This is a genomic window from Aminobacter sp. P4_D5 (assembly GCF_056401815.1).
Genome location: NZ_JBFUIP010000467.1, coordinates 1 through 944, shown reverse-complemented (window position 1 = coordinate 944; position 944 = coordinate 1). Strand labels below are relative to the sequence as shown.

Genomic DNA, 944 nt, shown 5'->3' with positions numbered 1-944 from the left:
CCGCTGATCCGCAAGCTCGCGGTTTCGGCGTCGAGCGATACGGCGCTGTTCGAGAAGGCGGGGCTGCTGCTGGACCTGGCGCGGGTGCAGGATGGCGACGTGCCGCGGGATCCCGCGGGGTTTGCGCGGCAGGTGGCGGCGGCGCTGGCGGGGAACGCTTGAGGGGCCCTTGCCCTCTTGAAGTGATGGGAGCCAGGGCCGAAAGCCCTGGCGCGGGTTGGCCGCGAAGCGGATCAGTGCAGCTTCACCGTCGGCTCCGGCCGCTGCGAGAACAGCGACAGCCAATACCGCCACAGCGTCGGCGCCTTTCCGTGCAGCGCGGCCAGGTGCATCTGGTACAGCGAGCGGTACATCAGCCGCGCGAAGAGCCCTTCGATGAAGAAGCTGCGGCCGACCAGGAAGCCCATCAGGCTCCCCACCGTGCTGTACTCGCCGAGGGACACCAGCGAGCCGAAATCCTTGTAGACGAAGGGCTCCAGCGGCTTCCCGTCCAGGATTCGCGCCACCTGTCCGAGCATGTGCGACGCCATCTGGTGCGCCGCCTGCGCCCGCGGCGGCACCGGCTGCTCGCGACCGGGTTGCGGGCAGGCGGCGCAATCGCCGATCGCGAAGATGGCGGGATCGCGTGTCGTCCGCAGCGTCCGTTCGACGACGAGCTGGTTGATGCGGTTGGTCTCGAGCCCGCCGATCTCGTGCAGGAAGTCCGGCCCCTTCACGCCAGCGGCCCAGACGATGAGCTCCGACGGCAGGAACCCGCCATCCGCCAGCACGATCCCGTCCGCGCGGACCTCGGCGACACGGGTACCGGTGCGCACCTCCACGCCCATCTCGCGCAGCAGCCGCATGGTCTCGTCGGCGATGCGTTCCGGCAAGGCGGGCAGGATGCGCGGCGCGGCCTCGACCAGGATGATCTTGATGTCGCGCTCCGGCACGATGTGGTCGAG

The 944-nt window shown here is 69.7% G+C and carries 1 protein-coding gene; it reads right to left on the bottom strand.

Annotation, left to right across the window (positions count from 1 at the left end; translation table 11 throughout):
- Nucleotides 1–233: 233 nt before the first annotated feature.
- A partial coding sequence (locus AC1DWF_RS32810; protein ID WP_476842693.1) for an NAD(P)/FAD-dependent oxidoreductase occupies nucleotides 234–944 on the bottom strand: 711 nt, incomplete at its 5' end.